The organism is Paucibacter hankyongi (assembly GCF_037482915.1).
Taxonomy (GTDB): domain Bacteria; phylum Pseudomonadota; class Gammaproteobacteria; order Burkholderiales; family Burkholderiaceae_C; genus Paucibacter_A; species Paucibacter_A hankyongi.
In genome coordinates this window covers 1-23,710 of record NZ_JBBHJX010000022.1, presented here as the reverse complement: position 1 = coordinate 23,710, position 23,710 = coordinate 1, and the positions used below count along the sequence as shown (strand labels likewise).

Sequence of the window (23,710 nt, the reverse complement as noted above, 5' to 3'; positions counted from 1 at the left end):
CCGGCGCCTTGGTATCGCCGGGGTCTGCCAGTTCAACTTCATCAGTGGTGTGCAACACCCAAACCATTGGGACTTAAGGCAAAAAATGAAGATCAAGATGTCGATGATGATCAAGGCGACGGCTGCGGCCGCCTTGTTGGCCAGCTTGGGCTTGGCCCACGCGGAAGTGGTGGACTTCGAGCAGTTGCAAGACTCGCCATTCATTACTATTTCTGGCCTGAATGCTCAGGGGAATCCTATTGGCGGCCAGAATACCTTCGGTGCTTTTTGGACTGAGACCTATGGCGTGGGCGCGACGAACGTCGGTGACTTGACCGGAGCCATCATCGACGGCAGCCAATTGGCCGAGACCTGCGTCAACCTGAGCTGCCCAATGGGCAATACCAGTCAATTCATAGCCATGTTGGATGACGGTTACTTTTACCTAGGTCGCAATGACAATGCCAACTTCAAGGTTCAGAGTCTGAGCGCAGGCTTCATCGGTACCAATGACCTGTCGACCTATCCTGCTCAATCCGGTTTGTTGGTGTTGACGGGCTACAGCGCCACCGGTGCAGTTGTCGCCACCTCCAGCCAACTCGCGCTGGCTGGCCCAACAGGCGGCAGTTTTAGCTTTGCGACGCTGACCTTGAATGCAGCCTTTGCCAATACCGAAGTCAACTTCGTCAAGATTCGCGGCTATGCCTGCAATGCCGCCGGCAGCTGTACCAGCGGCGGCAATCTGGCCAACTACGCAATCGACAACATCAACGTCACGACCGCTGTACCCGAGCCTTCGACCTACGGCTTGATGGCTGCCGGTTTGCTGGCCGTGGGCACTATCGCTCGTCGCCGCCGCGCTGTTTGATCTCCCTTAAGAGCAAGGATTAATCAATATGATGATGAAACTCAAGCCCGCAGCCCTGGCGACCCTGGTGCTGCTGACCGGCCTGGCTACCAACGCCCTGGCTGATGCACGCAAGACCTATATCGTTCAACTGAAGGACGAGCCTGCGGCCACTTACACCGGTGGTGTTGCCAAGATGACCGCCACTCGTTCGGTCCAAGGTGCTCGCTTCAATGCCAATGCGCCTGAAGTAGTGGCCTATGTGGGTTATCTGGGTGAGAAGCAGCGCAGCGTGGCCCAGTTGGTCGGCAATGCGCCGGTGCTGGCCAACTACCAAGTGGTGTTCAACGGCTTCGCCGCGCGCCTGACCGAAGCCGAGGTGCTGGCTCTGCGCACTAGCGCCGATGTGGCCGATGTCTTTGAAGACGTGGCCCGTGAGTACCAAACCGTCAGCACCCAAGACTTCCTGGGCCTGACCGCGCCTGGCGGTCTGTGGTCGCAGACGATCTCGGGTTCGGCCATCAAGGGCGAGAACATGATCGTCGGCATCATCGACGGCGGTATCTGGCCTGAGAACCCAGCTTTTGCCGACCGTGTCGATGCCAACGGCAACCCGACTTTTGACCCCGCCGGCACCCTGGTCTACAACCCCATCCCCGGCTTCCTGGGCAGCTGCCAAGCCGGCGAAGGTTTCGACCCCGCCAAGCATTGCAACAACAAGCTGATTGGCGCCAAGTTCTACAACGCGGGTTTCATCGCCACCGGTCTGCCCAAGAACTGGACCGAGTTCTACTCCACTCGCGACTCCAACGTCGGCAGCGATGGCAAGACCGCCGGCCACGGCGGCCACGGTGACCACACGGCTTCGACCGCCGCTGGTAACTCCGGCGTGACCGCCGTGGTCAATGGCTTGGTAATGGGCAAGGCTTCCGGCGTGGCTCCGCGTGCCCGCGTGGCCGCCTACAAGGTCTGCTGGACTTATGACGACGCCACGGCCACCGACGGCACCGGCTCCAAGAACAGCTGCTTCAACTCCGACTCGGTCAAGGCGATCGACGACGCAGTGAAGGACGGCGTCCATGTGCTGAATTACTCGATCAGCGGCTCGCAGACTTCGGTCAATGACCCGGTTGAACAGGCCTTCTACCGCGCCTCTTTGGCCGGCGTGTTTGTGGCCGCATCTGCGGGTAATAGCGGCCCAGCCAATCAAGTGGCCCACATCAGCCCCTGGCTGACCACGGTGGCGGCTTCGACACATGACCGTAACTTCCAAGCTGATGTGGTGCTGGGCAATGCCGCCAAGTATTCCGGCGCTTCGACCAGCACCGTCGCGGTCGCATCCAGCGCGCTGATCCGCGCCGAGGATGCAGGCGTTGGTGGCGGCAATGCCAATCTGTGCTTCAGCGACGCAACGGCCGCAGCTGCGGCAGGTCAAGTATTGCTCGACGAGGCCAAGGTGACCGGCAAGATCGTCATCTGCACCCGTGGCAACAATGCCCGCGTGGACAAGAGCTTGGCCGTGTTGAACGCCAAGGGTATTGGCATGGTGATGGCCGACAACGGCGGCGGTCTGGTGTCTGAGGCTCACTCGGTGCCGACGGTGCACGTCAGCAAGGCTGATGGCGACACCATCAAGGCCTACGCTGTAGCACAAGGTAACGCAGCCACCTCGTCGCTCAGCGCCTTCTATGTGGGCAAGAAGCCCGCGCCCATCATGGCCGGCTTCTCTTCGCGTGGCCCGAATATGGGTGACAGCAACATCCTCAAGCCAGACCTGACCGCTCCTGGCGTGGACATCATCGCCAGCGTCTCGCCGGCTCTGACGCCTGCTCAGCACACCGGTGTGGTGGATGGTTCCTTCGTGCCTGGCGACGCTTACGCGTCTTACCAAGGCACTTCGATGTCCAGCCCGCATGTGGCCGGTCTGGGTTTGCTCTTGAAGCAAGCTCACCCGACCTGGTCGCCTGCCGCGATCAAGTCCGCCTTGATGACCACGGCTTACACCACCCTGGACGACGGCCTGGCCGGCGCTCAGAACGGTTTGCTGCCTTGGGCCCAAGGTGCTGGTCATGTGGATCCGAACAAGGCCACAAATCCAGGCCTGGTTTATGACGCCGGCAAGGCCGACTACATCAAGTACCAGTGCAAGGTGAACAAGGCTGCGGTGATTCCCGCCAGCGACTGCACCACCTACGGTACGCTGGATGAGACCTACAACCTGAACCTGCCTTCGATCACTGTCGGAAGCGTGCAAGGTACCGTCACCGTGAATCGCAGCGTGACCAATGTGGGTGATGCCTCGGCCACCTACACCGGCGTAGCCACCGTGCCCGGCTTCACCGCTGTCGTCACTCCTGCATCCTTGACTCTGGCTCCAGGCGAGACCAAGAGCTTCACCGTCAAGCTGACGGGCGTGGTCGGCACTGCTGAGGGCGAATGGAAGTTTGGTTCGCTGACTTGGACGGATGGTAGCCATGTGGTGAAGAGCCCGGTGCAGGCCCGCGTTGGCAAGGCCATCTCGGCGCCTGCCGAGTTGACCGGCAACACCCAGTCGGGCACCCGCCTGATTGCCGTGAAGACCGGTTATTCGGGCACTATGAGCGCTGTCAAGGGTGGCTTGAAGGATGTCACCATGGGTGAAGTCGTCAGCCTGGCTCCTGCCGCGATGACCTCGGCACAGTTGAAGGCCGCTTGCGTGACCGGCACCGATCTGCCGAACGTGAAGGTCTACAGCGTGGCCGTTCCTGCCGGGACTGTCGCTGCTCGCTTCGCTCTGCGCAATGCCGATGTCGGCACCGCCGGTGACGACAACGACATGGGTTTGTTGGCTCCGGATGGCAGCTGGGTCTACTCGGGCAATGACGGTTCAACCGAAGCCGTGCAAGTCGCCAGCCCTGCGGCCGGCAACTACAAGGTCTGCGTGGTCGCTTACGGTGGCGCTGCCGCCATGACGCACAAGCTGTCGAGCTGGGTGGTGACACCTGCTGATCTGGGTGGCAAGTTCACCGTCGCCGTGCCTGGCAAGGTGGTGGCGGGTAACAACACCACGGTCGGTATCAGCTGGTCGGGTCTGACCTTGGGTCAGCGCACCCTGGGCGCCGTTCAGTTCAAGGACGCAGCCGGCGTGGTGCAGGCCACCACTGTGGTGCGCGTGGACGCCAATGGCGGCTTGCCCGTGACCGATGTGCCTCCGAGCACATCGGCCAAGATGGGCGGCACTGCCAAGTAAGTAAGAGCTTCAGAAGGGCCTCCGGGCCCTTCACTAGCGCAAAGGCCACATGCAATTTGCATGTGGCCTTTTTCGTTCCGCTTGCGATTCTGTGTCGCCCGGTGAGTGGCGCGTCAGTTTGCTTGCCTGCTACTGTGCCGAGTTGGGCAAGGCCTGACCCCCGAGCACCGGTATCTTGTTCAGTTGGCAGACCTTGCGGCCACTTGCCTCGGCAACGCAGGATGCGCCTGGGTCCTGCGGAATGGCGCAGTTGGAGGCCATGCCGCTGGCTTCGTTCTCCGCCTTACGCGCTGCAGCATGTTGGGCCACCAGCGACCTGAGCTTTTTCTCATCGCTGCGTTTGCTTGACCAGGCCAGATAGCCTTCAGGCCCACCGCAGGACTTGGCGCCGACGCCGATGCTGTGGCACTGCTGCGGTGCGTAGCACTCGGCATCACCGATCTCGGCCTTGATTTGCCGCCACAGCTGCGCGCTGGCGGGCTCGGACTGAGGTTTTGGAGGATTGCTTTTCATGGGGTCCTCGGCACAGGCCGATGTGGCCAACAAGAGGGAGAGGCTGCTCGAGCAGAGCAGGCAACGCAGGGCTGACGATGTGTTCATCAGCACATGCTCGCCCACCTATGGCGTGCTGGCAAGCCCCGTCGACCCACAAGAGTCAGTTGCGACAAACAAAAAAGCGCCCCGGGCGGGGCGCTTGATGGCGAAACCCCCCGCTCAAAGGCAGCGGATCAGTTTGACCTTCACGCCCTTGCGCAGGGTGAATACCTCGGGGAGCTTGGCCGCATCGCTCTGGATCGTCAGGGTCATCAGGCTGCCGTCGGTGACTTGGCCCTTGTAGCTGGCCTTGGTGCTGCCAGCAGGGATGTCGGCCCGCTCAGGACCGGCATGGTGCTGAGTGAAGGTCCCGAAGGCCTTGAAACTGCCGTCGGCGTTCAGAGCCAAGGGGGTGTCAATGGCGCCCGAGGCGCAGTCTGTTTCGAGCTTGGCTGAGCCTTTCGCGTCGATGGTCAGTTGTAGTCGGTCGCCGCCCCAGATGCCGGCCATCGAGCTGTCAATTGCGCCGGCCGAACTAGCCTGCACCACCATCAGCAGGCCACCAAAGGCACCGATGCCAAATTTCCTTGTCCAGCACTTCATATCAATCACTCCGATTGTCATTCCATGGCCGAAAAACGAAGCGCGGGTCGAGGATAACCCCGGCCCGCGCTTGAACTCTAAAAATTGCTATGCAGCTTAGGCGTTGAGCTGCTGGCTGTCGGCGCGACGACGGCGGTTGGAGAGGAAGCCTACAGCGCTCATGCCGCACACCATCAACAACCAAGTGCTGGGCTCGGGCACTGCGACGACGTTGGCGTCAATCACCGCGATCCAAGTACCCCAGCGCGAGCCACCGGTGCCGCCGGGGTGGCCGCCGGCTTCGTTGTTGTACTCACGGGCAAATTCGCCGATCAGGTAGAACTTGCTGGTGTCGGTGGGATCCACCGAGACCGAGCTGTAATCACCCCAGCGCTGGCGTCCTGCAGCGACATTGCCGAAGGTGCTGCCGTTGTGATAGTCGTCGACCAAGCTTTCCTTCAGCAGCAGCTCCCCGCTTTGTGCGACCAGGTGACCGCTTGCGTCGGTCGAAAAAGACTGACCCATGAAGCTGATCTTGCCGGTGGTGACGTCCAGGCCCGAGCGGTTGTAGCCAATCACCACCTTGCCTTGTTCGTTGACGGCGATCGAGCCTTGGTAGTAGTCGTAGCCGTCCTGCCCAATGTCGCCCTGGTCCAGAATTGCATTGGTCGTTGCATCGAGCACGGTGTAGCGGATGCGCGAATTGTCTGCCGAGCCGTTGGCAATCGGGTCAACCGTCTTGACCATATAGATCCGGCCATTGGCTTCGTAGATGCTGCTGCTGGTGCGCTCGTCGCCTGAATCAATGATGGCGCGATTGCCCGCTATGGCCACCGAGGGCTGGTGTGCTGGGCTGGGCGATTCAAACGGCTTGTCGCCAATATAGACCGTACCCGACAAGGAGGCTGCGGTGGCCGAGCTTGGCAGCAGACCATTGACCTTGAAGCTCACGGTGTCGTAATTGAAAAGCGACGAAGCGATCGCCTTACCGGTACTGCCCGCTTGTGTGCTGTTCACGCCCTGGATGGCAAAACCCCGATCAACGTTGTCCGAAGCGCCGTTGACATAGGGTGTGAAAAAGCGCGTCATGTTCTCGGTCGTCGGCCCCGTTGCCCCGAACACGCTGTTGATCGGGATCACGTTCAGCGTCGTGCCCCGGAAGCTGTTGCTGCCTCCAGCGCTTGCTGGCGCGAAATTGTTGGTGCCGATATAGAGCGCGTTGCGATCAAGGGCCAGGGTTGGATAGTCGGCGGTGGCGCCGAACCCCAGGCCGGCATAACCTTCAAATTTGGTTGACTTCCATCCGCCCATGGCGTCCGAAGTGTCCGACACCGCGATCTGCAGATCTTTGGCGTTAGCGCCAAATGAAATGGCGACCCAGCGATTCGCCGAGGCGTTGTACATCACCCGCGAATCGCCGTTGGCGCCGGTTTGGCCTGCAGCGGCCCAGAACGCAGTGTCGGAGATCAGGGCTGTGCGGGCGCCGGTACTTTTGTTGTAGATCGCGTAAGCGCCGTTGGTCGTCTCCATGTATTGAGTCGCGCCGACTGCGCCGATGGTGTCCGGCGGAATGAAGTTGCGAGCGAAGGAGGCGCCGTCATATTGGCTCACACCCTCGAAGCCGAAAACATAGGCGCCGGAAGCGTTGCTGACGGGTGCTGAAATGCCGTTGGTGTCGAGCGAAAGATCGCCATCAATGGCAATCATCTTCGGCTTCTTGAATTCGAAGTAGGGCTTGGCGACCTGGGCCTGCGCCTGGACCGCCAGCAGTGCCAAGGTGGCCACGGCCAAGCAAGCCAAGCGGTGAGGGGACTGAATCTGCATCATGACCGGAAACTCCTTGGGGTTTGGAGAGGGCGTTCCGATGAACCTAGGCCGCGATGGGCGACCAAGACCCGAGCTTGTCGAGCGTCGCGGCGGAACTCCGCTGGCTCTTGCTTTGTTTAGAGTCGCAGCCTCCTCCTAAGGTGGTGGACCGCCAAACTGTGCAAGGGTTCACGATATCCGGATGACCCCATTTGCTGACCCCTTACTCGAGGGGGGTGAGGCCTAAAACCGGCAGGGACTTACCCTGCTTGCCCGCCGCGTCAAATTGATGCAATCGGCGGGGCTCAAGCCACGTTCACGCCGCCCTCAAGCAATCCACAATCTTCAACCTCGCGGCCCTCCAGGCCGGAATGAAACCGCCGACAAAGCCCATGAACAGGGAGAACAACAGCGTCTGCCAGACGATGGCCGGGGTTAGTTTGAACTGGAAGGCGAGCTCCGAGAAGGTCTGGAAATTGGTCGTGCTGATGTTGACGGTTTGCATCAGGGACGCAAAGGCCAGGCCGATCACGCCGCCGACCAGGGACAGCAAGAGCGACTCGGTCATGAAGGCCAGAAGCACCGCGCCGCGCTGAAAGCCGAGCGCGCGCAGGGTACCGATCTCGCCGATGCGCGAGGCCACGGCGGCGAACATGGTGATCATCGCGCCGACGATGGCCCCGACCGAGAAGATCACCGACAACGAGGTGCCAAGGATGCTGATGAACTTGGCCAACGCCTCGCTTTGTTCGGCATAGAAAACCGTCTCGCGTTTCAACTCGACGGTGATGCGCGGGTCGTCTTCGAGTCGGGCCTTGATGGCCTCCAGCTGGCTGGCGTCGGCCAGGCGAAAGACGATGCTGGAGAAGGCATTGCGGCGAAAGGCTTGCAGCATCTGTTCGCTGTCTCCCCAGATCTCGGAATCAAAGCCGGTGCGGCCGGCATCGAAGACGCCGACCACCGTCCAGTCGCGGCCGGCAAAGCGCAGCGTTTCGCCCAAACCGGCGCCGACAAAACCGCGAGCAATCGCGCGGCCGGTGATGATCTCCGAGGTGCCGGGGCGGAACATGCGGCCCTCGACCAACTGAACCTGGGGGCGCAGTTGCAGGCCGCGCTCGCTGCTGCCGCGCACCGTCACATTGCTGGGTTTGCCGCTGCCACGCTTGGGCAGGTTGTTCAACACCACCGGCTCCTTGGTGATCAGCGGCTGGCCGCTGGCATCGGTGGCGATGCCGGGCAGGCTTTCCAAAATGGCGGCCTGGCCGCGATCGATGCCGCTATTGATTTCGGCCCCGGCCCCCTTGCGCAGCGCGATCACATTGTCCGGCTGGCCGGTCGCCACCAAGGTCGCGCGGATGCCCTCGCTCATCATCAAGACGGTGGCAAACACATAGACCACCAAGGCCATGCCGCCGGCCGTCAGCAGGGTGGTGACGCGGCGCACCCAGAGGTTGCGGGCGATGTAGGACAGCGGGATCTGTTTCATGCCACGTGCCTCAGTCCCTGCACGATATCGATGCGGCTCATCTTCCAGGCCGGCGAGACGATGGCCCCTCGCCCGGTGCTTACACCGTGCGATCCCCCGAGGGGATGGGGCAGGCTTGGGAGCGGCCCGGCGCTCTGCCCCTGAAATTCAAGCCACATGACGAAGCCCCTGCACGATATCGATGCGGCTCATCTTCCAGGCAGGCCAGGCGGCGGCCACCGTGCCAACAATCAGTGCCGCCAGCAGTTGCAGCGCCATCGTCAAGCCGGACACATGGAAGGTCGGGAACAGCGTGCCCACCGCCTTGGCGAAACCGGCCGCAATTGGCAGTGTCAACAGCAGGCCGACCAAGCCACCCAGTAGGGCGATCAACAGGCTTTCGCCGAACAGCAGCTTGACGACAAAGCCCGGCGCAAAGCCGAGCGCCTTCAGCGTTGCATATTCGGCCAGGCGTTCGCGTGCCGTCATCGTCATCGTGTTGGCCATTACCGCCATGATGATGACGACGATGATGTAGCTGACCGCCTCGATCGCCAGCAGGATGGCCTCGCTCATCGAGACAAAGCTGAGTTGGAAGGCCGACTCGGTTTCCGTCAACGTTTCGGCCAGCGAGTTCTTGAAGCCATCATCGACGCGCTGTGAGATCAGCGCGGCGTTCTGCGGCTCATTGATGCCGAGGATATAGACGCCGACAAAATCGGCGCGGCCGGGCGCGCGCTTGCGGATCGATTCGTTCAAAAAGCTCCAGTGGAACAGCAGCTGGCTTTCATCGGTCTTGGCCTCGGCGCCGTCCCAAATGCCGCGCAGCGTGAAGGTCCAGGTGCCGGGGTAGATGGTGCCGCGGATGGGGATCTGGTCGCCCACCTTCCAGCCAAACTTATTCGCCAGCTTGCGGCCGACGATGGCGCCCTGGCGGTCTCGCAAAAAGGCCAGGCGCTCCTCGTCCTTCAAGCGGTACTCGGGGTAGAGCGCCAGATAACTGACCGGGTCGACGGCAAACTGCGGGAAGAAATTGCGTTCGGTGATGTAGATGCCGCCGAACCAGTTCGACCAGCTGATGCCTGTGACGCCTTCCACGCCCTTAAGCCGCTGGCCATAGTTCATCGGCAGCGGGAAGGTCAGCGAGATCGCGCTGCGCGTCACCAGTCGGGTGCTGCTGCTGCCTTCAACGCCGGCGTACCAAGCGTCGATGATGGTGCGCAGCAGACCAAAGGCGCAGATGGCCACCACCAGCCCCACCATCGTCAGCAGCGTGCGCAGCTTGTGGCGGAAGGCGTTTTTCAGCAGCAGCTTGAGGATGAACATCGGTGCCTTGCTTGGGGGCCGCTCAGCCTTGGCGGGCCAGCTCTTCTTCGCTGACCAGCACGCCTTTTTCCAGGTGCACCATGCGGCGGGCGCGGGCGGCGGCCTTGGGGTCGTGCGTGACCATGACGATGGTCTTGCCCAGATTGCGGTTCAGCTCATCGAGCAGGTCCAGCACTTCGCCGCCGGTGGTGCGATCGAGGTCACCAGTGGGCTCGTCGGCCACGATCAGCGTCGGGTCGCTGACCAGCGCGCGGGCGATGGCCACACGCTGCTGCTGGCCACCCGACAGTTCATTCGGGTAATGGTCCATGCGGTCGCTCAGTTTCACCATCTCCAACGCGGCCTCGGCATGTGCGCGGCGTTGCCGTGCCGACAGCCCGGTCAACAACAGCGGTAGTTCAACGTTCTCCAGCGCCGTCAACACCGGCAGCAGGTTATAGAACTGAAAGATAAAACCGACATTGCGGGCGCGCCAGTCGGCGAGCTGGCTTTCGCTCAGCGTGGCAATGTCGACGCCGCCAATCTCGATGCGGCCGCTGCTCGGCTGGTCGATGCCGGCAATCAGATTGAGCAAGGTGCTCTTGCCAGAGCCGCTCGGGCCCATCAGCGCCACGAAGTCGCCGGCTGGCACATCGAGCTGGATGTCCAGCAGCACCGGGATGTCCTGGCCACCGCGCTGGTAGGCCTTGGACAGATCGCGGATCTTGATCAGGGCGTCGCTCATGGGCAGGCTTACTTGCTCGTCAGACTGACTTGCTGGCCGGCCTTCAGCTTGGCCGAAGGAGACAGCACGATGCGCTCACCCGACTTGATGGCCCCTGACACCTCGAGCACATCGCCGAGCTTGCGGCCGGGTTTGACGGTGACCGCCTCCAGCAGTTCCTTCTCACCCTCGCGCTTGATGCGGAAGAGCCATTGCTGGCCGTCTTTCTCGAGCAAGGCTTTGGGGTTGACGGCCAAGACCGGCTGCTGCTCCGCGGCGCTGGCGGGCTGCGAGAGGAAGCTGACCTTGGCGCTCATCTCCGGCAAGATGCGCGGGTCCAGCTTGTCAAAGCGCACCTTGGTCATGACGGTCGCCTTGGCGCGGTCCACCGTCGGCACGATGCCGGCAACTTGGCCGGTGAAACGCATCTCGGGCAGCGCGTCCAGCGTGATCTCGACCGGCTGGCCCTTGGTGGCCTTGGCCAGACTGCCCTCCGACACATCGGCCTCCACCTCCAGCGTGCTCAGATCGGCCATGGTGACAACCGCGCCCTGCGAGCCGGAGGCGTTCGAGAACGGCGTGATCATGTCGCCGACATTGGCGTTCTTGTTCAGCACCACGCCATCGAAGGGGGCGCGAATCTCGGTGTAGTCGCGGTTGACGTTTTGCACATTCAGCAGCGCCTGGGCCTGCGCCTGTGAGGCCTGGGCCTGGGCGATGCTGGCCTGCGCGGCCGCCTGCGCGGCGCGGGCGCTGTCGAGCCGGCGCTGGTTGGCGTCGAGCGCCTGGGTCGAGACAAAGCCCTGCGCCTGCAGGCTCTTGCTGCGCTGCATCTCGGCCTCGGCATTGGCGAATTCGACACTGGCTTGGCGGGCTTGCGCCTCGGCCTGGCGCAGGCCGGCTTCGGCTTGCCGCACGCCGGCGAGGGCGGTGCCGATGGCGGCCTGCACATCGCTGGCGTCCAGTCGGGCGATCAGATCGCCCTTTTTCAGCAAGCTGCCCTCGCGCACATGCAATTCAACCAAGCGGCCGCTGCCCTTGGAGGCCACCGCTGCACGGCGCTGTGCCACCACATAGCCGGAGGCCGTCAACTGCAGATACTGCTGCGAGGGGTAGGTTTGCAGCACGGTGCTGGCCTGGACCTCGGGTTTGGCGGGCATCAAGACGATGGCGCCCACGGCCAAAACCAGGGCGCCGCCCAACACCAGGGGCCAGGTCTTGCGTTTGCGTTTCAGTGCCGGCGTTTGCCGGTCGATCTTCAATTGGCCCAGCGTGGTCGGAGTTGCGTCAGCCATGATGTCTGCGATGCCTTGAATTCGAGGTTAGGCGGATTGTGCACAGTTTTTGCGTACCTTCAGTGCGCCGGTTTTTTCACGCTGCGGGTAGGATGCCAGCCGGTCTCTTTGGCGTCTGTGATGGTGTTCAGAAGTTTTTCATCGTGCTTGTTGTTGTCGCTGCTGATGGCGGGATGTGCCGCGCAGGAGTCGGCGGCGCCGCAGGCCTTGCAGACAAGCCAAGTGGCGCAAGACTGCGATGTGCCGCTGTCACCGCAGCGGGTGCTGCAGGTCTTGAACGCTTTTCGCGCCCAGGCGCGTTCTTGCGGAGGCCCTGTTCTGGCGGCGGGGGCCCCTTTGCGCTGGGATGCGCGACTGGCCGCTTCGGCGCGCGGCCACGCGGCCGACTTGTCGGGCGGCGATCAACTCCGCCATCTGGGTGCCAGCGGTGCTGGCGTGCGCGAGCGTTTGCGCCTGAACGGCTACCTGGCCCAACGCGCCGGTGAAAACCTGGCGGCGGGGCAGGAGAGTCTGGATGAGGTGCTGAGCACCTGGGTCAGCAGCAGCAAGCATTGCGACAACATCATGCAGGCCGAGTACAGCGACGTTGGCATGGCCTGTGTGATCGGGCCGGGGCGCTTCCAGCGCTACTGGGTTTTGAACCTGGGGCGGGCGGCCGAAGAGCAGTGGGTGCCGCCGCGCTGAGCGCGCCGGCAATCCTCACTCAGATCCAGCCCAGATCAATCGCGCGCAGCACCGCTTGCGTGCGGTCGCGCACGCCCATCTTCGAGAAGATGGCCGAGCAGTGGTTCTTGATCACGCCTTCGCTATTGCCCAGCAAGGCTGCAATCTCGGTATTGCTGCGGCCGCTGGCCACCAGGCGCAGCACTTGCAGCTCCTTCGGTGACAGCGGGTCGGGCTGCTCGGTGGCCACGAAGGCGCGGTCGCCTTCCTTCACCGGGCGCTCCATGCGGGTGGTCAAGGAGGGCCGCAAAGCGGTGCCGCCATCGGCCACATCGCGCAGCGCCTGCAGCAGGGTGTCGGGGCTGATGGCCTTGAGCAGGAAGCCGCGCGCGCCGGAACGCACCGCATCGTCAAAGGCGTTCGAGTCGTCAAAAGTGGTCAGCAGCACCACTGGGATGCTCAAGCCACGGGCGGCCACGGCGCGGATCAGGCCCAACCCGTCGAGTCGCGGCATGCGCATGTCGGACAGGATCACGTCCGGCATCTGCTCCAAGCCCAAGGCGGTGATCTGCTCCAAGGCTTCGGCGCCGTCGCAGGCCTCGCCGACGATGCGGATCTCGTCGCTGAGGGCCAGCAGGCCCTTCAAGGCCTCGCGCACCAGTTGCTGGTCTTCCACCAGCAGCAGTTTGATTTCAGTGTTTTTCATACAGTCCTTGGGCAGCACAGTTCTATTTTGAAGCCGGGTCGGCTGTGCAGCACTCGCATGCTGCCGCCCATCTCGGCCATTCGTTCGGCCATGCCTTGCAAGCCATTGCCTGGGGTCAGGCGGGTCGCTCCCTTGCCATCATCGTCGATGCTGACGCGTATCTCATTGGCCGCACCGCCCTCATGGTCGTTCACGCTCAGCGTGATGCAGACCCGGTCGGCCTGGGCGTGCCGCACGCTGTTGGTGACGGCTTCTTGCACGCAGCGCAGCAGTGCATGGGCCACCCGTGGGCTGAGGTCGCGCGCGGCCGGGGCAATATCGAGTTCGATGCGGGTCAGCGCGATGCCTTCGGCCAAGGCCTGCAGCGCCGCGCTGAGGTCGATGCGTTGCGAGCTGCGCTGCTGCGACACCGCCGCGCGCACATCGGCCAACAGTTGCGCCGCACATTCGCGCGCCTTGCCCACCGCCTGGCTGGCATCGTCACCCTTGCCGCGTTGCAGCAAGGCGCTGCCCAGCTGCAGCTGCATATTCAGCGCGGTCAGGTGGTGGCCCACCACATCGTGCAGCTCGCGCGCCATCAGCGTGCGCTCGTTGTAGCGCAACTGCTCGGCCTGCAGATGTTCGGCGCTGACACGCTCGGCCAGCATCACCTGCAACCAGCGGCGTTTTTCGGCCTCGGCGGCGGCCATGCGTCCGAGGCCAAAAGCCATGCCGTGCAGGGCCACCATGGCCATCACCAGGCCCAAACCATCGAGCCAGGCGGGAATAGCCAAGGGGCCGCTGGAGGCCACCAATTCGGGCAGCGGCAGCAGCCAGTTCAACAGCAGGCTGACGCCGATTTGCACGACCCCAAACAAAAACGCGGACTGGGCGCGCAGCACCACGGCGGCCAGCGCCGTGACCAGAAAGGGCAGCCCCGGCGTGACGCAGATGGCCAGCACATCGATCAGGATCAAATGGACCAAGGCGTGCCGGGGCGGCTGGTCGGCGCTGCCGATCACCGCCAGGCGCCAATAGGCCCAGGCGAACAAGAGCACCAGGGCGAAGCAGCTGATCAGCAATACCGGATCATTGCTGGCGCCGCCCATGCGCAGATAGATCGCGGCAACCGCGCCGTCATAGGCATCGCTGCGAAAGCCCAGCAGGCTGGCGGCGGTGGCCGTCAACTCCAGCAGGCAGACCGCCAGCACGGCAATGCGCAGCACCACGCCGGGTTGGGCGATGCGGTCGAGCAGGCGGTCGAAGGCGTTCAAGACGGGGGCAGCTTCAAAAAGTTGGCAAGCGTGCCACAGCCCCGTTCGACTGCCCCGTGCCCTTGGTCATGTTGACCCCGCATCTACGGGTATTGCCTGGGCAATCACGCCGCCGCCCAGACACACTTCGCCGTCGTAGAGCACGGCGCTTTGGCCCGGCGTGACGGCCCATTGCGGCTGGGCGAAGTCGAGCCGGAACTGCGCGGGCGCCGGCGTGTCGGGCGTGAAGGCGCAGGCAGCATCGGCCTGCCGATAGCGGGACTTGGCGCCAAAGCCGCCGAACTTGGGCTGCGTGCCGGTCCATGAGATGTCATCGGCGATCAGGCTCTGGCTCAGCAGCCACGGGTGGTCGTGACCTTGCACCACATAGAGCGTGTTGCTCTCCATGTCCTTGCGCGCCACAAACCAGGGCGAGTGGTCGCCGCCGCCGCGCGCCGCGCCTTTTTCTTTGACGCCGCCAATGCCCAGACCCTGGCGCTGGCCCAGGGTGTAGAAGGACAGGCCGACATGCTCGCCCAGCTTGCGGCCACGCTCATCCTTGATCGGACCCGGCTTGTGGGCTAGGTAGCGATTCAAAAACTCGCGGAAAGGCCGCTCGCCGATGAAGCAGATGCCGGTGGAGTCTTTTTTCTTGGCATTGGGCAGGCCGATTTCTTCGGCAATGCGGCGCACCTCGGTCTTGTGCAATTCGCCCACCGGGAACAGGGTCTTGGCGAGTTGTGCCTGGTTCAGGCGGTGCAAGAAGTAGCTCTGGTCCTTGCTGTTGTCCACGCCCTTGAGTAGTTGCGTTTGCCCTTCGAACTCTCTGACGCGCGCGTAGTGGCCGGTGGCAATCTTGTCGGCACCGAGTCGCATCGCATGGTCGAGAAAGGCCTTGAACTTGATCTCGGCATTGCACAGGATGTCGGGGTTGGGGGTGCGGCCGGCCTGGTATTCGCTCAAGAAGGCGGCAAAGACCCGGTCCTTGTAGTTGGCGGCGAAGTTGACATACTCGATCTCGATGCCGATCACATCGGCCACGGCGGCCGCATCGACGAAGTCGATATTGGACGAGCAGTACTTGCCGTTCTCGTCATCGCTGTCGTCGTCTTCCCAGTTCTTCATGAAAATGCCGACCACCTCATGGCCCTGCTTTTTCAAGAGGTAGGCGGTGACGGCGGAGTCCACGCCGCCGGAGAGCCCGACGACGATGCGTTGCTTGTGGTTCATGGCGCGAATTGTCCCGCATGGCGCGCGCGCTTGCAGCGCGGCACTAGCTCCTACAATCGAGCCGCCCTCCGCGACGCAGGCTTTGCGTCCAGCCACCGAATCCTTGCCACCCATGTCCATGCGCCCCTCACGAGTCTCCACGCGAATTGCAACGCTGGGTGAGCGCATCGGTTTCAAGGATAAGGCCAAGATCTACGCGGGCGCGCTGCTGCACGCCGACGCCACCCGCCGCTGGTTGGATTTTGTCGAGCAGCACCCGATGCTGGACCGCGCCCTGGCGGTGCACCCCAAGTTGCTGACCAAGATTTACCGGCCCTATTTCTCCACCCAGCTCGGCTGCGCCAGTCGGGTGGATTTGTTGATCGAGCATTACAGCTTTTTGATCGAACGGGGCTGGGCCGAGTTGTTGGCGGCGGCCACCTTGGAAAACCAGCTCCTGTGCGAGATGGAAGGCAAGTCGGGCGAGAAGTTCCAGCTGGAAGTCTCGGCCGTTCATGAAGGCCACCGCGAGGGGGAGCTGTGTCTGCGGCTGATGCTGGGCGGCGAGATGGTGTTCAACGCGTCATTTTTGTTCCTGCAGAAACAGGGGCAGCCCTGCGTTGCTATCGGCCGCCTGCAGGGCGGCAATACCGAGGGCGCGCGGGATTTGGTCAAGAAGGCCACGCGTGATTTTTACGGCGCCCGGCCCGGCATGGTGCTGGTGCAGGCGGTGCGGCAAATTGGCCTCTTGATGGGTTGCGAAAAACTGATCCTGATCAGCAATCGCGAGCGCATTGCCTTGAACCCCTGGCGCCGCCGCAAGATCACCTCCGACTACGACACCTTGTGGACCGAGTTGGGCGCCAAGCCCAGCCATTGCCATAACTTCGAATTGCCCTGCAGCGAGGTGCCCGCGCCGGACCTGGCCGAGGTGGCCTCAAAGAAGCGCGCCGAGGTGAAGCGCAAGTTTGCGCTGCTGGACGAGATGTACGCCGGCCTGGCCGCGCGACTGGCGCAGCTGCAGCCGACGGCCTAAAGCGGCTCGGGCTCAGCCCGCCTTCAGCAGCGGCGCGTACAGCGAAGGGTCGATGTGCAGGGCGCTTAAGGGCAGGCGCTGGCCGGCCAGATGATCCTCTATGCAGCGCAAGACCAAGGGGCTGCGGTGCCGCGCGCTGCTGGCGCGAATCTCATCGATCGTCATCCAGACGGTGCGGACGATGCCTTGATCCAGGCTGCGCCCGGCAATTTCCTCGCCCACCGTGCCGCTGAAGGCCAGGCGAAGGTAGGTGACATCCTCTAATCGCGTCGGCCGCACAAAGCGCGCCATATAGATTCCCAGCAGCGTTTCGGGCACAAAAGTGCGCGCCGTTTCTTCCAAGGCTTCGCGCACCACCGCCTCTAGCGGCGACTCGCCAGCGTCCAGATGGCCGGCTGGATTGTTCAATTGCAGGCCTTCCGGGGTTTCTTCCTCGACCAGGAGAAAGCGCCCGCGCTCTTCTATCACCGCGGCGACCGTGACGGCGGGCTTCCAGCGTTCTGTGGTGTTGGCCATCTGCGACTCCTTCTTCCCCAGGCATGTCCGGGTGTCATCAAGAGGTTCTATTGTGTAAGCTCGGCGCGCCTGTTCGATCGGGACCTTGCGATCGAGCTTGAGCATTTCTTCGTTGCCAGACAATTCGGCGCCGCTGCGCGCAGGAGGGGTTCGTCCATGCTGATAGGAGTTCCGCGCGAGAGTGCGGCCGGGGAAACGCGCGTGGCTGCCACGCCCGAGACGGTCAAAAAACTGAAGGCCCAGGGTCATGTCTTGCGCGTCGAGAGCGGCGCCGGCTTGGCGGCCAGCGTCACCGATGAGGCCTATGCGGCGGCCGGCGCCGAGATCGTGGACCGGGCCCAGGCCTTTGCCGCGGAATTGCTGCTGAAGGTGAAGAGCCCGAGCGCCGAGGAGTTGAGCCTGCTCAAGCCCGGCACGGCCCTGGTGGGCATGCTCAACCCCTTTGATCGCGAGGGTCTGCAGGCCATGGCCACGGCCGGCTTGACGGCCTTTGCGCTGGAGGCGGCTCCGCGCAGCTCGCGGGCGCAAAGCATGGATGTCTTGTCCAGCCAGGCCAATATTGCCGGCTACAAGGCGGTGATGATCGCCGCCGACAAATACCAGCGCTTCTTCCCGATGCTGATGACGGCGGCCGGCACGGTCAAGGCGGCGCGCGTGGTCATCTTGGGCGTGGGCGTGGCGGGGCTGCAGGCCATCGCCACCGCGAAGCGGCTTGGCGCGGTGATCGAGGCCTCCGATGTGCGGCCCGCCGTCAAGGAGCAGGTCGAGTCCTTGGGCGCCAAGTTCATCGACGTGGCCTATGAGACCGATGAGGAAAAAGAGGCTGCCGTCGGTGTCGGCGGTTATGCCCGGCCGATGCCGCAGAGCTGGCTGGACCGGCAAAAGGCCGAAGTCGCCAAGCGTGTGGCGCAGGCCGATGTGGTGATCACCACCGCGCTGATTCCCGGCCGCGCCGCGCCGGTGCTGGTCAGCGAAGAAATGGTCAAGAGCATGAAGCCCGGCTCGGTGATCGTCGACTTGGCGGCGCCGAACGGCGGCAACTGCCCGCTGACCGAGGCCGGCAAGACGGTGGTCAAGCATGGTGTGACCCTGGTCGGCGAGACCAACTTACCGGCCCTGGTGGCAGCCGATGCCTCAGCGCTGTACGCCCGCAACATCCTCGACTTTTTGAAACTGGTCATCAGCAAGGAAGGGGCCTTCCAGGTCCCGATGGATGACGACATCGTTGCAGCCTGCCTGGTGACGCAGGCCGGCGAAGTGACACGAAAGGGCTGAAGCCATGGAACTCGTCAACCCCACCATCACCAATCTGATCATTTTCGTGCTGGCCATCTATGTGGGCTACCACGTGGTCTGGACGGTCACGCCGGCACTGCACACGCCCTTGATGGCCGTGACCAACGCAATCTCTGCCATCGTCATCGTCGGCGCCATGCTGGCGGCCGCCTTGACCGTCACCGACCTGGGCAAGTTCATGGGCACGCTGGCGGTGGCGCTGGCGGCGGTCAATGTCTTCGGCGGCTTCTTGGTGACGCGCCGCATGCTGGAGATGTTCAAGAAAAAAGATAAGAAGAAGTCCGAGGAGGCCAAGCCATGAGCATGAATCTTGTCACCCTGTTGTACTTGGTCGCTAGCGTCTTTTTCATCCAGGCCTTGAAGGGCCTCTCACACCCGACCACCTCGATTCGCGGCAATCTGTTCGGTATGGCCGGCATGACGATTGCCGCCCTGACCACGGCGGCGCTGATCGTCAAGCTGGCCAATGGCAGCCCCTTCGGCTTGAGCTATGTGTTGGCCGGTCTGGTGATTGGTGGCGGCCTCGGCGCCTATATGGCCAACAAGGTCGAGATGACCAAGATGCCCGAGCTGGTGGCCTTTATGCACAGCATGATCGGCTTGGCGGCGGTCTTCATCGCGGCGACGGCGGTGCTGGAGCCGGCGGCCTTTGGCATTACTTCAGCGGCAAGCACTGACATCCCTGGCGGCAACCGAATTGAGCTGGCGCTTGGGGCCTTCATTGGCGCCGTCACCTTCAGCGGCTCGGTCATCGCCTTTGGCAAGCTCTCGGGCAAGTACAAGTTCCGTCTCTTCCAGGGCGCGCCGGTGTCTTTTGCCGGGCAACACAAGCTCAATCTGGCCCTGGGCCTGCTGGCCATCGTCAGCTGCTATGGCTTCTGGGCCTCGCAAAGCTGGTCGACCTTTAATCTGATCTTGGCTCTTGGCTTCGCTCTGGGTGTGCTCTTGATCATCCCGATCGGCGGGGCCGACATGCCGGTGGTGGTGTCGATGCTGAACAGCTATTCGGGTTGGGCGGCGGCCGGCATTGGCTTCTCGCTGAACAACAGCATGTTGATCATTGCCGGTTCGCTGGTGGGCAGCTCGGGCGCGATCCTCAGCTACATCATGTGCAAGGCGATGAACCGCTCGTTCTTCAACGTCATCTTGGGCGGCTTCGGTGGCGATGCCTCGGCCGTTGCGGCCGGCGGCGCGGTGCAGCGCAGCGTCAAGAGTGGCAGCGCCGATGATGCCGCCTTCATCATGGGCAATGCCGAAACCGTCATCATCGTGCCCGGCTACGGCCTCGCCGTGGCGCGCGCCCAGCACGCGGTGAAAGAGCTGGCCCACAAGCTGACCGAGAAGGGCGTGACCGTCAAATACGCCATCCACCCGGTGGCGGGTCGCATGCCCGGCCACATGAACGTCTTGCTGGCCGAGGCCGAGGTGCCCTATGACCAGGTGTTTGAGATGGAAGACATCAACGCCGAGTTCGCGCAGGCCGACGTGGCCATCATCCTGGGCGCCAACGACGTGGTGAACCCGGCTGCCCACGTGAAGGGCAGCCCGATCTATGGCATGCCCATCCTCGAGGCCTACAAGGCCAAGACCATCATCGTCAACAAACGCTCGATGGCGGCCGGCTATGCCGGTCTGGACAACGAACTGTTCTATATGGACAAGACCATGATGGTGTTTGGAGATGCGAAGAAGGTGGTGGAGGATTTGGTGAAGGCGGTGGAGTGATATTCGTCAATAACATCACAAGCTAAAAGTCGTTAACCAAGGCTGCTTGGTTATAAAAAATGGACGAGATTTGAATGAAATCTGAGAGTATTCGCGCCTTGCCATTGGTCGTTGATTTGGATGGCACATTAACTTCGACTGATACTTTGGTTGAATCGATTTTTTGTCTGTTAAAGAAGAATCCATTCAATGTGTTTAGGCTACTTCTTTGGCTGCTGCAGGGCGGAGGGCGAGCAAAATTTAAACAAAAGGTCGCCGAACTCGCAGATTTCTCTCCCGCCAATCTCCCATGGCGGGAAGATTTTTTAGATTGGCTTCGGCAGCAGCACGAAGCCGGCCGAACCATCGTGCTGGCTACCGCCGCACATGAAAGTATCGCGGAGCCGGTTGCGCATCAACTTGGTATTTTTGATGCGGTGCTCGCCAGCAATTCAAATCACAATTTAAAGGGCGAGCTAAAATTAGCCGCCATTCAGCAGTATCTTGGCGGCCAATTCGTTTATGCGGGTGACAGCCAAGCCGATTTGCCAATCTGGCGAGTGGCCTCGGCGGCTATTTTGGTCGGCGCTTCCAGGGGGCTTGCTCAAGCCGCGCGCCAGTTGGTCACTATCGAGAAGGAATTCAGTTATCCGAGCGCCTCTTGGCGGGTTTGGATCAAGGCGATGCGAGTTCACCAATGGGTGAAAAACATCCTGATATTCGTTCCTTTGTTTACAGCATTTGCGTTTGTGAACGGCCCGCAGTTCGGAAATGCCGTTCTGGCCTTTATCGCATTTTCACTGGCCGCTTCTGCGACCTATATGTTCAATGACTTGTGGGACCTCGACAGTGACCGTGTTCACGCCCGCAAGAAAAAACGGCCATTCGCTAGCGCCGCGATTCCCCTGATTCGCGGCGCGCTAGTCGCTGTGGCGCTGCTAATAATGGGGGCAATTCTGGCGGTCAAGGTATCGATTGCGTTCTTGTGCATGTTGATGGGATATGTCATTCTTACTACAGCTTACAGTTGGGCGTTAAAGCAATATATATTGATAGACGTCATGATGCTAGCAATTTTGTATACATTTCGGGTGTTGGCGGGTGCTGTCGCCACGGCAATTATGGTTACGCCTTGGTTGTTGGCTTTCAGTGTCTTCATTTTCTTCAGCTTGGCTTTGGTTAAACGGTGCGCGGAGCTTGTTTCCTTGCAGAGCGTAAATAAGGTGGGTGCTCACGGCCGAGACTATCAAGTTGAAGATTTGGTGATTCTTTGGCCTCTAGGGGTAGGGGCCAGTTTGTGTTCGGTGGTGATTTTCGGGATTTATATTGCAACGCCCGGTGCTGTTTCAAATTACAGCAGTCCGCAGGCCTTGTGGTTGGTAGGTATTGGTTTGCTTTATTGGATTTCAAGGCTATGGGTTAAAACAGCACGTGGGGAAATGCATGATGACCCGATTGTTTACGCTTCGCGAGATTTTGGTAGTCGGTTTGCGGCTCTTGCCATGATTGCTGTCACGATCATGGCTCGTTTTATTGCCTAGGGCGATTGTATGAATCCATTTTTTATGGCTTTGCTTAGTATCTGTATTTCTGTGGCGGCACAATTTTGCTTGAAAGCAGGTATGTCCACTGTCGCCGTGAAGTCCGCGCTAACTCAACCTTTTGCTTGGCCCGCTGCCTGGGTGTTGTTTACCCAACCATTTGTGGTGGCCGGTTTTGTTCTCTATGGCTTGGGCGCGGTCGTTTGGCTGTCGGTGTTGTCGCGTTGGGAGGTCAGCAAGGCTTACCCAATGGTAGGGTTTGGTTTTGCCTTAACTATGGCGGTCGGGGCTATCGCCGGAGAAGAAATCACAGTAGTTCGGGTATTTGGCGTTGCGTTAATTTGTATCGGGGTTTGGGTGATTTCGCAGAGCTGAGAGCTGGTGGGTTGATTGGCGCTCACGGAATGGCTTGAAATTAGCAATTAAGTAGCTTGCTTGCCTTGGAGTTGAAAGTGCTATGAGTGAAAATTTTGAAGAGCTACGATTAAAAAAGCTAGAATTTTTGCTGATATTGATAATTTCCGTGTTGTTGCTTGGTTTTAGAGTTTATGTGGCATCGAATTTGAGGCAACTCGGCGTATTTGATCAATACAATGTCTTCTTCGATTCGGATCCTAATCAATATGTTTCTGCGATTTCAGGAGGGTGGGGTTTTGGGCGATCCATTCACCCTGCGTTTGCGCTATTGATTAATATTCCGGTCAGGGTTTTTGATTATTTGGCTGCTCATGCAGGTATTCTTGAGGTGGGCGCAGTAAGGGGGGGGGCGCCGCTCCTTGTGAGCCCATTTTTTACGTCGGTGGCGGGGATTTTATGGTGGTTGGCCGCTAGAAAATCAGGGTTTTCAAGGCTGGCTGGTGTGGCGGGGTTCTTGCTTCTACAGTTCTCCTTCAGCCAAACTGTTTTTTCCGTAATACCCGAGTCCTATGGCGTGAGTGGTGCACTTTTGGCCGCGCTACTTCTTTTTGTGGTCACGGCTGCGCGAAGACCGGAAACATTGACCAATGCTAGGGTGCGAGCTCGATGGCTATTTTTGGCCTGCCTTATGTCTGGGGTAACGGTAACCAATGGGTTTTTGTGCCTTGCAGTATGGTTTGCTATACGAGTAAAGCGTGAAAATATACGCATGGTCATCGCGGAAGTAATTGTTGCCGGGATCGTTTTGGGCTGCGTGATTGCTGCAATGGGTGCAACTGATCGCATGGTCTATAGGCCGGTACAAGCCGCTAATTCAAAGTCGGGTGTTGAGGTTAAAGTATGGGTGGAGAAATACCTGACACCTTCGGTGGCTAGGCGTTTTGTCGAGGTCCCGGCAGTTTTTGTCGCTAGTGTTTTTACGATTGGCGTTACGCAAGTAGAAAACACCGTAGCAAAAACTGAAAATCGCCATCAATTTCAATTTAGTTTTGTGCGACTTTTGGAATCGAAAACTTTTGTCGCATTCGGTTGGATTTTTATTGCTGGCCTAGGCGAACTTGTCTGGCGGAAAGATCGAGGGGCTGTGTTGACGCGAGCAATCGCCGCTATTTTTATTTTCAATATAACGTTGCATACTTTTTTTGGCTTGGAGGTGTTTTTATACTCGCAGCATTGGTTGGCATTTTTGACATTCGCCATGATCCTCCCTGTGAGTGGATCTAGATCGAAAACTTCTATCTTGATTCTTTTGATACTTGTTCTCGCCGGTTTCTCATTGAGTTTTAATACTTGGCTTGGCATGCATGAAGCATTGAATTCGTCTGTTGCAATATGACTGCGTGACCGTATGTCTAAGCCGTTTGTTCTGTCTGCGGGTGGTGCGCGGGGGCGGCCGCGGCTTTTTGGGGGGTACCCCTAGTCCGCGCTAGCGCTTCCTCCTATGCCCCACCCCCTCCCATCGGAGAGAATCCAACTCATTCGAACGGAGACAGAAGAAGACCCATGCTGCAAAAGACCTGGCTGAAAAACTATCCCGAAGGCGTGCCCGCCGAGATCCATGCGGAGCTGTACCCGTCGCTGGTCGAGTTGATGGACTCGGCGTTCAAGAAGTTCCCGGCTCAGC

General features: G+C 60.9%; 21 protein-coding genes. 10 read left to right on the top strand and 11 right to left on the bottom strand.

Features of this window, described 5'->3' with window-relative positions:
* The first annotated feature begins 85 nt into the window (after positions 1-85).
* Both WG899_RS20675 and WG899_RS20670 read left to right on the top strand, forming a co-directional pair.
* Positions 86-847, top strand: coding sequence for an NF038120 family PEP-CTERM protein (locus tag WG899_RS20675; protein ID WP_339597553.1), 762 nt, complete (start codon positions 86-88; stop codon positions 845-847).
* 28 nt (positions 848-875) lie between these two features.
* Positions 876-4,055 (top strand): S8 family peptidase, encoded by a 3,180-nt coding sequence (locus WG899_RS20670; RefSeq protein ID WP_339597552.1) that lies wholly within the window; start codon positions 876-878, stop codon positions 4,053-4,055.
* Between the two features lie 129 nt (positions 4,056-4,184).
* Here the strand turns inward: WG899_RS20670 and WG899_RS20665 are convergent, their stop codons facing one another.
* The 7 genes from WG899_RS20665 to WG899_RS20635 all read right to left on the bottom strand — a co-directional run bounded on the left by WG899_RS20665 (position 4,185) and on the right by WG899_RS20635 (position 11,766).
* Positions 4,185-4,568, bottom strand: a complete 384-nt coding sequence (locus WG899_RS20665; protein ID WP_339597551.1) for a hypothetical protein — start codon at positions 4,566-4,568, stop codon at positions 4,185-4,187.
* Positions 4,569-4,769: 201 nt separating this feature from the next.
* A complete protein-coding gene (locus WG899_RS20660) occupies positions 4,770-5,192 on the bottom strand; it encodes a hypothetical protein (protein WP_339597550.1) in 423 nt (140 codons plus the stop codon).
* A gap of 96 nt (positions 5,193-5,288) precedes the next feature.
* Entirely contained in the window at positions 5,289-6,998 is a 1,710-nt protein-coding gene (locus WG899_RS20655; protein WP_339597549.1) for a PEP-CTERM sorting domain-containing protein, read from the bottom strand.
* A gap of 295 nt (positions 6,999-7,293) precedes the next feature.
* On the bottom strand, positions 7,294-8,463 hold the full coding sequence (locus WG899_RS20650) for an ABC transporter permease (protein ID WP_339597548.1): 1,170 nt from the start codon (positions 8,461-8,463) through the stop codon (positions 7,294-7,296).
* Between the two features lie 147 nt (positions 8,464-8,610).
* Positions 8,611-9,768, bottom strand: a complete 1,158-nt coding sequence (locus WG899_RS20645; RefSeq protein WP_339597547.1) for an ABC transporter permease — start codon at positions 9,766-9,768, stop codon at positions 8,611-8,613.
* Positions 9,769-9,790: 22 nt separating this feature from the next.
* Entirely contained in the window at positions 9,791-10,492 is a 702-nt protein-coding gene (locus WG899_RS20640) for an ABC transporter ATP-binding protein (RefSeq protein ID WP_339597546.1), read from the bottom strand.
* Between the two features lie 8 nt (positions 10,493-10,500).
* On the bottom strand, positions 10,501-11,766 hold the full coding sequence (locus tag WG899_RS20635; RefSeq protein WP_339597545.1) for an efflux RND transporter periplasmic adaptor subunit: 1,266 nt from the start codon (positions 11,764-11,766) through the stop codon (positions 10,501-10,503).
* Positions 11,767-11,886: 120 nt separating this feature from the next.
* Here WG899_RS20635 and WG899_RS20630 point away from each other — a divergent pair, with 120 nt between their 5' ends.
* The gene (locus tag WG899_RS20630; RefSeq protein ID WP_339597544.1) at positions 11,887-12,450 is read left to right on the top strand and encodes a CAP domain-containing protein; all 564 of its coding nucleotides are present in this window, start codon (positions 11,887-11,889) and stop codon (positions 12,448-12,450) included.
* 19 nt (positions 12,451-12,469) lie between these two features.
* Here the strand turns inward: WG899_RS20630 and WG899_RS20625 are convergent, their stop codons facing one another.
* The 3 genes from WG899_RS20625 to mnmA form a co-directional block, all read right to left on the bottom strand.
* On the bottom strand, positions 12,470-13,135 hold the full coding sequence (locus tag WG899_RS20625) for a response regulator (protein WP_339597543.1): 666 nt from the start codon (positions 13,133-13,135) through the stop codon (positions 12,470-12,472).
* Positions 13,132-14,388, bottom strand: a complete 1,257-nt coding sequence (locus WG899_RS20620; protein ID WP_339597542.1) for a sensor histidine kinase — start codon at positions 14,386-14,388, stop codon at positions 13,132-13,134. The genes WG899_RS20625 and WG899_RS20620 overlap by 4 nt, the downstream gene beginning before the upstream one ends.
* A gap of 66 nt (positions 14,389-14,454) precedes the next feature.
* Positions 14,455-15,597: a tRNA 2-thiouridine(34) synthase MnmA gene (gene mnmA, locus WG899_RS20615; protein WP_339597541.1), complete on the bottom strand. Its 1,143-nt coding sequence runs from the start codon at positions 15,595-15,597 to the stop codon at positions 14,455-14,457.
* A gap of 112 nt (positions 15,598-15,709) precedes the next feature.
* Here mnmA and WG899_RS20610 point away from each other — a divergent pair, with 112 nt between their 5' ends.
* Positions 15,710-16,612, top strand: coding sequence for a VirK/YbjX family protein (locus WG899_RS20610; RefSeq protein ID WP_339597540.1), 903 nt, complete (start codon positions 15,710-15,712; stop codon positions 16,610-16,612).
* Between the two features lie 12 nt (positions 16,613-16,624).
* Here the strand turns inward: WG899_RS20610 and WG899_RS20605 are convergent, their stop codons facing one another.
* Complete coding sequence (locus tag WG899_RS20605) at positions 16,625-17,128, bottom strand: NUDIX hydrolase (RefSeq protein ID WP_339597539.1); 504 nt, start codon at positions 17,126-17,128, stop codon at positions 16,625-16,627.
* 156 nt (positions 17,129-17,284) lie between these two features.
* Here WG899_RS20605 and WG899_RS20600 point away from each other — a divergent pair, with 156 nt between their 5' ends.
* From WG899_RS20600 to WG899_RS20575, 6 genes are all read left to right on the top strand, one after another.
* Positions 17,285-18,403 (top strand): Re/Si-specific NAD(P)(+) transhydrogenase subunit alpha, encoded by a 1,119-nt coding sequence (locus WG899_RS20600; protein WP_339597538.1) that lies wholly within the window; start codon positions 17,285-17,287, stop codon positions 18,401-18,403.
* 4 nt (positions 18,404-18,407) lie between these two features.
* Complete coding sequence (locus WG899_RS20595; RefSeq protein WP_339597537.1) at positions 18,408-18,725, top strand: NAD(P) transhydrogenase subunit alpha part 2; 318 nt, start codon at positions 18,408-18,410, stop codon at positions 18,723-18,725.
* A complete protein-coding gene (locus tag WG899_RS20590) occupies positions 18,722-20,149 on the top strand; it encodes an NAD(P)(+) transhydrogenase (Re/Si-specific) subunit beta (RefSeq protein WP_339597536.1) in 1,428 nt (475 codons plus the stop codon). The genes WG899_RS20595 and WG899_RS20590 overlap by 4 nt, the downstream gene beginning before the upstream one ends.
* Before the next feature lie 74 nt (positions 20,150-20,223).
* Entirely contained in the window at positions 20,224-21,669 is a 1,446-nt protein-coding gene (locus WG899_RS20585) for a UbiA family prenyltransferase (RefSeq protein WP_339597535.1), read from the top strand.
* A 9-nt stretch (positions 21,670-21,678) separates the two neighbouring features.
* A complete protein-coding gene (locus WG899_RS20580) occupies positions 21,679-22,044 on the top strand; it encodes a DMT family transporter (RefSeq protein WP_339597534.1) in 366 nt (121 codons plus the stop codon).
* An 82-nt stretch (positions 22,045-22,126) separates the two neighbouring features.
* Positions 22,127-23,422 (top strand): hypothetical protein, encoded by a 1,296-nt coding sequence (locus WG899_RS20575; protein ID WP_339597533.1) that lies wholly within the window; start codon positions 22,127-22,129, stop codon positions 23,420-23,422.
* Positions 23,423-23,710 lie beyond the last annotated feature (288 nt).

Excerpts from the sequence above, each read along its gene's own strand:
- WG899_RS20675 (WP_339597553.1), top strand. The coding sequence starts at position 86 with ATGAAGATCAAGATGTCGATGATGATCAAGGCGACGGCTGCGGCCGCC.
- WG899_RS20670 (WP_339597552.1), top strand. The coding sequence starts at position 876 with ATGATGATGAAACTCAAGCCCGCAGCCCTGGCGACCCTGGTGCTGCTG.
- WG899_RS20665 (WP_339597551.1), bottom strand. The coding sequence starts at position 4,568 with ATGAAAAGCAATCCTCCAAAACCTCAGTCCGAGCCCGCCAGCGCGCAG.
- WG899_RS20660 (WP_339597550.1), bottom strand. The coding sequence starts at position 5,192 with ATGAAGTGCTGGACAAGGAAATTTGGCATCGGTGCCTTTGGTGGCCTG.
- WG899_RS20655 (WP_339597549.1), bottom strand. The coding sequence starts at position 6,998 with ATGATGCAGATTCAGTCCCCTCACCGCTTGGCTTGCTTGGCCGTGGCC.
- WG899_RS20650 (WP_339597548.1), bottom strand. The coding sequence starts at position 8,463 with ATGAAACAGATCCCGCTGTCCTACATCGCCCGCAACCTCTGGGTGCGC.
- WG899_RS20645 (WP_339597547.1), bottom strand. The coding sequence starts at position 9,768 with ATGTTCATCCTCAAGCTGCTGCTGAAAAACGCCTTCCGCCACAAGCTG.
- WG899_RS20640 (WP_339597546.1), bottom strand. The coding sequence starts at position 10,492 with ATGAGCGACGCCCTGATCAAGATCCGCGATCTGTCCAAGGCCTACCAG.
- WG899_RS20635 (WP_339597545.1), bottom strand. The coding sequence starts at position 11,766 with ATGGCTGACGCAACTCCGACCACGCTGGGCCAATTGAAGATCGACCGG.
- WG899_RS20630 (WP_339597544.1), top strand. The coding sequence starts at position 11,887 with ATGGTGTTCAGAAGTTTTTCATCGTGCTTGTTGTTGTCGCTGCTGATG.
- WG899_RS20625 (WP_339597543.1), bottom strand. The coding sequence starts at position 13,135 with ATGAAAAACACTGAAATCAAACTGCTGCTGGTGGAAGACCAGCAACTG.
- mnmA (WP_339597541.1), bottom strand. The coding sequence starts at position 15,597 with ATGAACCACAAGCAACGCATCGTCGTCGGGCTCTCCGGCGGCGTGGAC.
- WG899_RS20610 (WP_339597540.1), top strand. The coding sequence starts at position 15,710 with ATGTCCATGCGCCCCTCACGAGTCTCCACGCGAATTGCAACGCTGGGT.
- WG899_RS20605 (WP_339597539.1), bottom strand. The coding sequence starts at position 17,128 with ATGGCCAACACCACAGAACGCTGGAAGCCCGCCGTCACGGTCGCCGCG.
- WG899_RS20600 (WP_339597538.1), top strand. The coding sequence starts at position 17,285 with ATGCTGATAGGAGTTCCGCGCGAGAGTGCGGCCGGGGAAACGCGCGTG.
- WG899_RS20595 (WP_339597537.1), top strand. The coding sequence starts at position 18,408 with ATGGAACTCGTCAACCCCACCATCACCAATCTGATCATTTTCGTGCTG.
- WG899_RS20590 (WP_339597536.1), top strand. The coding sequence starts at position 18,722 with ATGAGCATGAATCTTGTCACCCTGTTGTACTTGGTCGCTAGCGTCTTT.
- WG899_RS20585 (WP_339597535.1), top strand. The coding sequence starts at position 20,224 with ATGAAATCTGAGAGTATTCGCGCCTTGCCATTGGTCGTTGATTTGGAT.
- WG899_RS20580 (WP_339597534.1), top strand. The coding sequence starts at position 21,679 with ATGAATCCATTTTTTATGGCTTTGCTTAGTATCTGTATTTCTGTGGCG.
- WG899_RS20575 (WP_339597533.1), top strand. The coding sequence starts at position 22,127 with ATGAGTGAAAATTTTGAAGAGCTACGATTAAAAAAGCTAGAATTTTTG.